The 7,793-nt window shown below is 65.1% G+C and carries 5 protein-coding genes and 1 pseudogene; all 6 read right to left on the bottom strand.

Going from position 1 to position 7,793, the window contains the following annotated elements:
- Positions 1 to 536 (bottom strand): annotated as a pseudogene (locus RMQ73_RS04970) (hypothetical protein); the annotation flags it as partial.
- 121 nt (positions 537 to 657) lie between these two features.
- Positions 658 to 1,467 (bottom strand): universal stress protein, encoded by an 810-nt coding sequence (locus RMQ73_RS04965; RefSeq protein WP_310496955.1) that lies wholly within the window; start codon positions 1,465 to 1,467, stop codon positions 658 to 660.
- A gap of 18 nt (positions 1,468 to 1,485) precedes the next feature.
- Positions 1,486 to 2,169: a Crp/Fnr family transcriptional regulator gene (locus RMQ73_RS04960; protein ID WP_310496954.1), complete on the bottom strand. Its 684-nt coding sequence runs from the start codon at positions 2,167 to 2,169 to the stop codon at positions 1,486 to 1,488.
- A 46-nt stretch (positions 2,170 to 2,215) separates the two neighbouring features.
- Entirely contained in the window at positions 2,216 to 3,121 is a 906-nt protein-coding gene (locus tag RMQ73_RS04955; RefSeq protein WP_310496952.1) for an EamA family transporter, read from the bottom strand.
- A complete protein-coding gene (locus tag RMQ73_RS04950) occupies positions 3,118 to 4,140 on the bottom strand; it encodes a beta-eliminating lyase-related protein (protein WP_310496951.1) in 1,023 nt (340 codons plus the stop codon). Before RMQ73_RS04950 ends, RMQ73_RS04955 begins: the two co-directional genes overlap by 4 nt.
- A gap of 224 nt (positions 4,141 to 4,364) precedes the next feature.
- Positions 4,365 to 7,793: autotransporter domain-containing protein (locus RMQ73_RS04945; protein WP_310496950.1), on the bottom strand; the 3,429-nt coding region annotated here is incomplete at its 5' end.

Raw genomic sequence — 7,793 nt, 5'->3', positions numbered from 1 at the left:
ACGCCGATGCTGCGCGTGCCGATGTTGCCGACAAAGTTGGAGCCGATCAGGATACCGGTCGCGTCATTGCCGCTTACGGTGATGTTGCTGCCGGACCCTGAAACGATGTTGCCGGTAAAGGTGCCGGGACCGGCAAAGCGGATGCCGGTGTTGCCGACAGCGGCGGTCGTGCCTGTCACGCTGATGACGGCATCATTGGTGATGGTGCCGGTGATGTCATTGGTCAGATCGACGAGCACGGCGCTGGTGTTTGTCGAGCCTGCCGATGTGATGGTGCCGGCATTGGCCACAGTGTTGCTGCTGTTGAGCGTCACGGCGGGGCCCGTTGCAACCGTGATGCTGCCGGCGGTGGTGACCGACAGATTGGCCGGGGCGTTGTTGCTTGCGGTTGCCGTGACGATGGGCGTGGTCGTCGCCGTGCTGACGGTCACGGTCTGGGCCTGAACGGCACTTGCCAGCCCGGCACCAAGCATCAAGGACAGGCGAAAGACACGCGTTGCAGGCGGCAGAATGGAAAGCAAAACGGACTGGGACATCGGGGGTCTCGCAAATGGGGGCGCGGGCCAGTCGTGGCCCGGCACTTCTGACCCTTGCCTTAACGAAGCCCGCCCTGCCGTGCAAATCCGACGATAGGCGGCAAAGGCGATGAACGTGCCGTCAGTGCGCAATCAGCAGCGGCACCGGCGCGTCGGACAACAGCCCGCGCGTCACGCCGCCGAACAGCGTCTGGCGTAGCCGCGAATGGCCATAGGCGCCGTGAACCATCCAGGACGCCCCGGATTCGGACAGGAACGCCCGTATCGCACCTTCGACGCTGCCGTTGCCCCTTGGGCGCTCGGCTACCTCGGCATGAATGCCGTGCCGCGACAGAAATGCAGCAGCCCGCGCCGCCGGATAGTCGGTGGCCTTTTCATCGATCGTCAGCAGCGTGACCGCGCTGGCCAGCGCCAGCATCGGCAGCGCAGCGCGCATCGCCTTTGCCGCTTCCTGGCTGCCGTCCCAGCCGATCACGGCATGGCCGGCCACATCGAAGCCCGAACTGCCTTCCGGCACGGCCAGCACCGGCGCGGGCGCCCTTAGCGCCACATCGCCGGCAATCGCCATGCGTATGCCGGCCTGCCGCGCATACGGCCCGGCGCTCATGATGATGACATCGGCCAGCCTGGCGGCTTCGGCCAGGCGCTCGGCACCGTCGCCGTCGCAGGCCCGCCAGTCCCAATTGACGCCCTGGCGCTTCAGCTCGGCCTCGATCTGCGTACGCTCGGCACGGCGGCGCTGGTCAACGGCCTCCATGATGGTGGCAACCGGAAAGGCGCCCATGGCCGGATCGCCCAGCGCATAGGCGGCGTAGGGCAGCACAGACACGCACAGAAGATGACCGCCCGTGGCGCGTGCCAGATCATAGGCGGCCTGAAGCCGGGCGCCCTGGCCTTCGTCGTCTTCGATATGGACAATGATTGTTTTCACCGGGCGTCTCCTCTTGGATCAGACTTCGGCTGCGGCAGATAAAGCCATCTTATCAATGATTATGATACGCCGACCGCCGGGCAATGCAATGATCCCGCGTTTCCTGAGCAGGGTCATCTGGCGGCTGGCCGTTTCGATGGTCAGCCCAAGCAGGCTCGCCATGTCGCCTCGGCTGATGACCAGCGAAAATTCCGATGTGCCTGCCGGCTGGCGCGTGGCCATGTCATGCAGGAACGCCGCCACCCGCGACAGCGCCGACCCGCGAGCCAACCGCATCTGCCAGCGCCGACCGGCATCGAGATCATCCAGCGCACGCGCCAGAATCAACCGTTCCAGAGCCGGATGGCTGTCCATCTGAGCTTCGATGGCGCTTCGCGGAAAACTGCACAGCGTCACGTCATCCAGAGCGATAATATCGCAGTCACTGTCCGCAGCCAGCGGCCGTCCCACCAGGTCGCCGGCATGGGCAAGGCCAAGGATGATCTCGTCCCCGGTCTGGGTCACGCGGCTCATCTTGATGGTGCCCGACTGGATATTGGCGCATGTGTCCTGCCGATCGCCGGCTCGCATCAGTGTTTCGCCTGGCTTCAGCCGGCGCTGGACACCCTTGGCAGCAAAACTGCCGAGCGCAGCATCATCGAGACTGCTGCACACCGCGCTTTGACGAACGCCGCAGATGGCGCAAACGGGATTCAGCGTCATTCTCGGCCTCCGGAATCATGATACGGCCATCTGTGGTGAGTGGCAATCAGGCCGGCGACTTGCCTCGCAGCGCAATGACCAGCCCGGACAGCGCCAGCACCGCGCCGAGAGCGGCCAGCGGCGTCCATTGATAGGATTCAAACACCGTCGAAAGGCCCATCGCCACTACTGGCACGACCACGCCATTATAGGCGGCGCGGCCTGGTCCCATTTCCTTAATGAGCATGTAGTAAAGGCTGAATGCGACTGCCGACGCCACGATTCCCAAATAGGCGAGACCTGCGACATAGCCCGGCGAGGCGTCGAACACCGGCGGTCCCGACACGGCGGTTGCCACCACGGCATTAATACCCGCGCCATAGAGCATCGACCAGGCCAGCCCGGCTTCGAGTGGCTGGTTGCGACCGGCGGAGCTGCCTTGCAGCACATTGGCGATGCTGGCGCACATCACGCCGCCCATTGCCAGGCCCAGCCCGGTCGCTATGACGCCGGCCGATGCGCCGGGCATGAAAAAGTCATGAGCGAAAAGCAGGCTGACGCCGGCAATGCCGATGAGACTGCCAAGGACGAAGCGCAGCGTCACCTTCTGGCCCAGAAACGCCGCAGCCAGCAGCGTGTTGGGCACCAGCAAAAGCGCAAAGCTGAGGCTGACCAGCCCCGAGGTCAGCGATTGCTCGGCGCGGTACACCAGGTTGAAGTTGAGCACGAACTGCATCACCGCGATCAGCAGTGCAAAACCGTGCTGGCGCGGCGACAAAGCCAGCGACCGGCCACGCGCCAAGCACAGCGCCGTCATCACCAGCCCGCCAAGCAAGAAGCGCCATGTCACCGACCAGCTTGGCGGCACGACGCCCAGCTGCGTCTTGATGACCAGCCAGGTGCTGCCCCAGATCAGGGTGCAGCCGATAAACGCAGCCCAGCCGCGCGGTGAAAGCCCGGAATTGCCGCTCACGCTGATGGCGGCACGGCCAGCGCCTTAGCCAGCGCATCGATTGCCTGTGCCGGCGTATCCCATGAAACGACAAAGCGCGCCTCACCCGAGCCGGCGGCACCCCAATCGTAGAAGTGAAAGCCCTGGGCACGCAAGGCATCGGCCTCAAGCGGGCGCAACTGGACGAACACTTCGTTGGCCTCGACTGGATACAACAGCCTGTCAGCCGCCGCCGCTGCGATGCGGGCGGCACCGGCGTTGGCGGCGCGGGCATTCCTGAGCCAGACACCGTCATGGGCCATGGCGAGCAACTGCGCCGCCATGAAACGCCCCTTGGAACCGAGCTGGCCAGCGCGTTTGCGGCGCAGGCGCAGGCCCGGCACCAGCAAAGGATCGAACACCACCAGCGCCTCAGCCGACAAGCCGCCGTTCTTGATGGCACCAAAGGACAAAATGTCGATGCCGATCCGCGACGTGATGTCGGCCGGGTCGCAGCCAAGGTGCGCGACGGCATTGGCAAACCGCGCGCCGTCCAGATGAAGGCGCCAGCCACGTGACCGGCCATGATCCGCCAGCGCAGCCAATGCGTCAGGGCTGTAGACCGTGCCGCATTCGGTGGCCTGTGTCAGCGACAGCGCACTGATCTGCACCTGGTGGACATCACCGCGATGGCCTGCCGTGCCGGCATCGATGCCATCTGGCGTTAGCCGGCCATCGGCACCCGCAACTGTCAGCAGCTTGGCGCCGCCGGTGAAAAATTCAGGGGCGCCGCATTCATCGACATGCACATGCGCCTCGGTGTGGCAGACTATCGCGCCATAGGGCGGCACCATGCTGGCAAGCGCCAGCGCATTGGCCGCCGTTCCGGTGCTGACGGGGAGCACCGTGCAGGGCGCGCCGAACAAATCGCCGAACACACCGTCGAGTTGGGCTGACAGCGCATCCCCATCATAGCCGGATGCGGTTGCAGGAGCAGCAGCCGTGATGGCGGCGATGACTTCGGGGCAGGCCGAGGCGGTGTTGTCTGACAAGAAAAACATCACCCAGCGATTGGCAGGGCAAGGGCGGTGGGTCAACGCCGAACAGGATGCCCGCGGCCGCTGAATTCAGCAGGCTGACGATGTGTCGCGGACAGGCGCACGGGAATTTTGATGTGTCGAGGACTCGCGCACAGGACTGATGATGTGTCGCTGCCTTGGGCGCCAGACACGAAAAGGGCGGCGGCACCCTTTGGCACCGCCGCACCCTTTTTATGGTGTTGTTATCAGAAGCCGACGGTCAGGGTCGCACGAGCGCCATGATCTTCGTTCTTCTTGCCGATCAGGCCGGAGTAACCGAGGCTGAAGCGGACGTTGCTGGCGACATCGATCGCTGCATCGGCCTGGAACAGCACGCTGTTCTTGTCCATCGCCACGGACTGGACGTTGGACAGCTGGCCCAGAGCCGGGATGCCGACCAGCGTTGCCGCCGAACGGTCGCCCCATGTGCCCTGCCACGCCACCGAGCCGCCCAGCGAAATCTTGTCGCTGGCCTGGAAGGTGCCGCGCACACCGGCATTGGCCACGGTTGCGTCATAGTCCTGCTTCGAAGCGGTCAGCGCCGCGACGCCGCCGGTTTCGGCAAAGGCGCCGGCCTTCAGAGCGGTGTAGGCGATGCGGGCAAACGGTTCGATCCGGCTGTTCTCGGCGCTGGAAAGGTCATAGGCGACCTCGCCGAACAGCTGATAGATCGTGCCGTTGTAGTTGGCCCGCAGCGACTGGCGGAAGTCGGGCAGCGTGATGGTGCGCGAGCCATTGGCACGAGCGCCGGCAACCGAGCCGCCGACACCGATAGCCAGACCATTGTCGGCCGCACGATAGCCGGCATAGATGCTGCCGCCTGTGCTTTCGACCGTGGACTGGCCGAGATCACCAAGCCGCACCTCGGTGTTGAGGTAATGGAACATGGCACCAACCTTGAAGGTGTCACGCGTCCAGTCGATACCGGTCAACACGCCGCGCTGTTCGGTCTGGAAGGTGCTGCCCACGGCGTCGCTGGAGGCCTGGCCCCATGAGCCGGCGCCGCGCATCCAGACGCTGATCTGGCTGTCACCATTGTCGGTGGTGGCCGACTGGCCGCCAACGGCGCTGAGGCCGGCGTTCAGGCGATCAAAGGCGGTTTCACGAACCACGCGGGTGCTGTCGAGCAACACGCGGCGTTCGGCCGACCGCTGCTCGCCCGACATCTGGTCGAGCGTGCGCTGCAGGTTGGAGCCAGAGTTGTAGACCGGGAAGAACGCCTGCGGATTGTAGCCGGCGGCGACCGCACGATCAAAGGCGCGTGCAACCTCCAGCGGGTTGGGACGCAGGCCGCCGAAGCGGTTGCCCAGCAGTTCCAGCGACTGCGGCGCAAGCCGGATCGCAGCGGTGGTGGCGTCGTAGACCATGACCGGCGCGAACGCGATGCCGAACTGGTCAAGCCCGGTAACGGTCGCGAAGGTGCCGGTGCGGGAGGAGCCGCTTGCGACGATATAGGTGGCATTGAAGGTGTTGAAGCCACCCGCCGGCGTCGGCAGCACGTTGATATTGCCCGCGATGGTCAGGGCACCCGTCGAGGTGATCCGATCCGCGGCCGGAACCGTGACATTGGCCGTGAAGGTCGAACCAGCCAGCAGGTTGGTCGTGCCGTTGACGTTGAGCGTGCCGACGACACCCGGCGTCGCGCCCGGAGCGACGAAGCCACCGGACTGGACAGTCAGGCTGCCGATGGTGCCGGTGCCGGCAATGGTGCCGCCCGTCAGGACATTGACCGACGAGACCAGCGAGCCGGTGACATTCATCGTGCCTGCCGTGACCGTGGCGCCGCCCGTGAAGGTGCTGGCACCCGTCATGTTGAGCGTGCCGGTGCCCACCTTGTTCAGGCTGCCAGCGCCGCTGACCACGCCCGCAAGCGTCAGGGCAGCCGGCGAAGCGCCGCTGTTGACGGTAGCTGCACCCAGCGTGACGATGTTGTTGGCCAGCGTCAGGCCCGTCACACCGGCATTCAGCGTCGTGGCATCCGACATGGTCAGCGTGCCGAGGCCGAGTGAGGCGTTGTTGGTGGCGGTGATCGCTCCGCTCGTCAGCTCCGTGCCATTGGCATAGGTGTTGACGCCGTTCAGGACGAGCGTGCCAGTGCCGGTCTTGATGAGGCCGCCGACCCCCGACACGACACCGTTCAAGGTGAAGATGCCGGTGCCGGAATTGACCGTCAGTGCCGCCAAGGCGCTTTCGACCTGGATGTTGTTGGCCAATGCCAGACCGGTGACACCGGCGGCAAGCGTCGGGGTCAGGCTGCCCGCATCGGTGCGGATGATGCCGGTGCCCAGTGACAGGTTGTTGGTGACCGTGACCGTGCCGCCGCCAATATAGGTGGAGCCAGTGCGGGTGCTGGCCGCTGTGATCGTCAGGTTGTTCGGCCCGATCTTCGACAGTTGCGAAGTGCCGCTGGTCACGCCCGTCAGAGTGAGCGCGCTATTGCCGCCGATCGCGACGGCGCCATTGTTCAGCGAGATGGCATTGCCCAAAGTGATGGCGGAGCCGCTGTCGTTGAGCAGGCCGCTTTCCGGCGAGAAGCTCACAGCACCCGTGCCCAACGCCGAACCGTTGCCGACATAGACGGCCACACGCTGCCCGACGGTCGTGCCGCCGCTGTAGGTGTTGACACCGTTCAGCACGAGCTTGCCGCCGCCATCAAGGGTATTGAGCGCGCCGCCGCTGACAACGCCGTTTAGCGTCAGCGTGGTACCGTTTGTGGTCACCGTGCCGTCGTTGAAGAAGCTGGTGGCGGTACCCTGAAGGTCGATATTGGTCGTGCCGGCACCCAGGACAACGGCGTTGCCCAGCGTGATCGGCGCATTGCCAGCGCCGATGCCGGCGATCAGCGTGGTGCCGCCCGTGGTGGTGAGCGTGCCCGTGCCGATGGCGGAGCTGTTATTGATCTGCAGGCTACCGGCCGTCAGGTTGGTGCCACCAGTGTAGCTGTTGGCGCCGGTCAGGACGAGCCTGCCGCCGCCGATCTTGGTGAGGGTGCCATCGCCGCTGATGGCGCCGCCCAGCGTGAAGGTGAAGGCCTGGGTGTCGATGGCTTCCACACCGACGCTGGTGGTGACCGTGTTGGTCAGCGCCAGATTGTCGGCAAACGCCTGCAGCGTCGTGCCGGCACGCAGATTGAGGTTACCCGTGCCAACCGCCGTGCTGGTGCCGACCGAAATGCGGCCAACCAGCAGGTCGGTGCCGCCGGCATAGTTGTTGTCGCCGGTCAGGATCAGCGTGCCATCGCCGAGCTTGGCAAAGGCACCCGCGCCCGAAATCTGGCCCGTCAGCGTCGTGGTGAACGCCTGGGTGTCGAACGGATTGTTGAGCGTGTTGTTGTCGTTCAGCACGAAGTTGTTGGCCACGACAAGATTGTCAATGCCCGAAACCACCCGCGTGCCCTGGCCGTTATAAGTGAACGTGCCGGTGCCGAGCGCAGTGTTCGAGCCGATCACGATCGTGCCGGCAGTGTGGTTTGTGCCGCCAGCATAATTGCTGTCGCCGCTCAGCACGAGGCTGCCAGCGCCGATCTTGGTCAGCAGGCCGGGGCCGGTGATGGCGCCGGTCAGCGTGAAGTTGCCCGCGCCGCTGTCGACGGTCAGGTTGCTGGCCGGCTGGAACAGGTCGATGGCATTGGCAAG

The organism is Sandarakinorhabdus sp. (genome assembly GCF_031430775.1).
Taxonomy (GTDB): Bacteria; Pseudomonadota; Alphaproteobacteria; order Sphingomonadales; family Sphingomonadaceae; genus Sandarakinorhabdus.
Note: the sequence above shows the minus strand (reverse complement) of the source record. Positions and strands in the feature narration are given on the sequence as shown.

Coding starts and splice junctions, on each gene's coding strand:
- RMQ73_RS04960 (WP_310496954.1), bottom strand. CDS start 2,169: ATGACGCTGAATCCCGTTTGCGCCATCTGCGGCGTTCGTCAAAGCGCG.
- RMQ73_RS04950 (WP_310496951.1), bottom strand. CDS start 4,140: ATGTTTTTCTTGTCAGACAACACCGCCTCGGCCTGCCCCGAAGTCATC.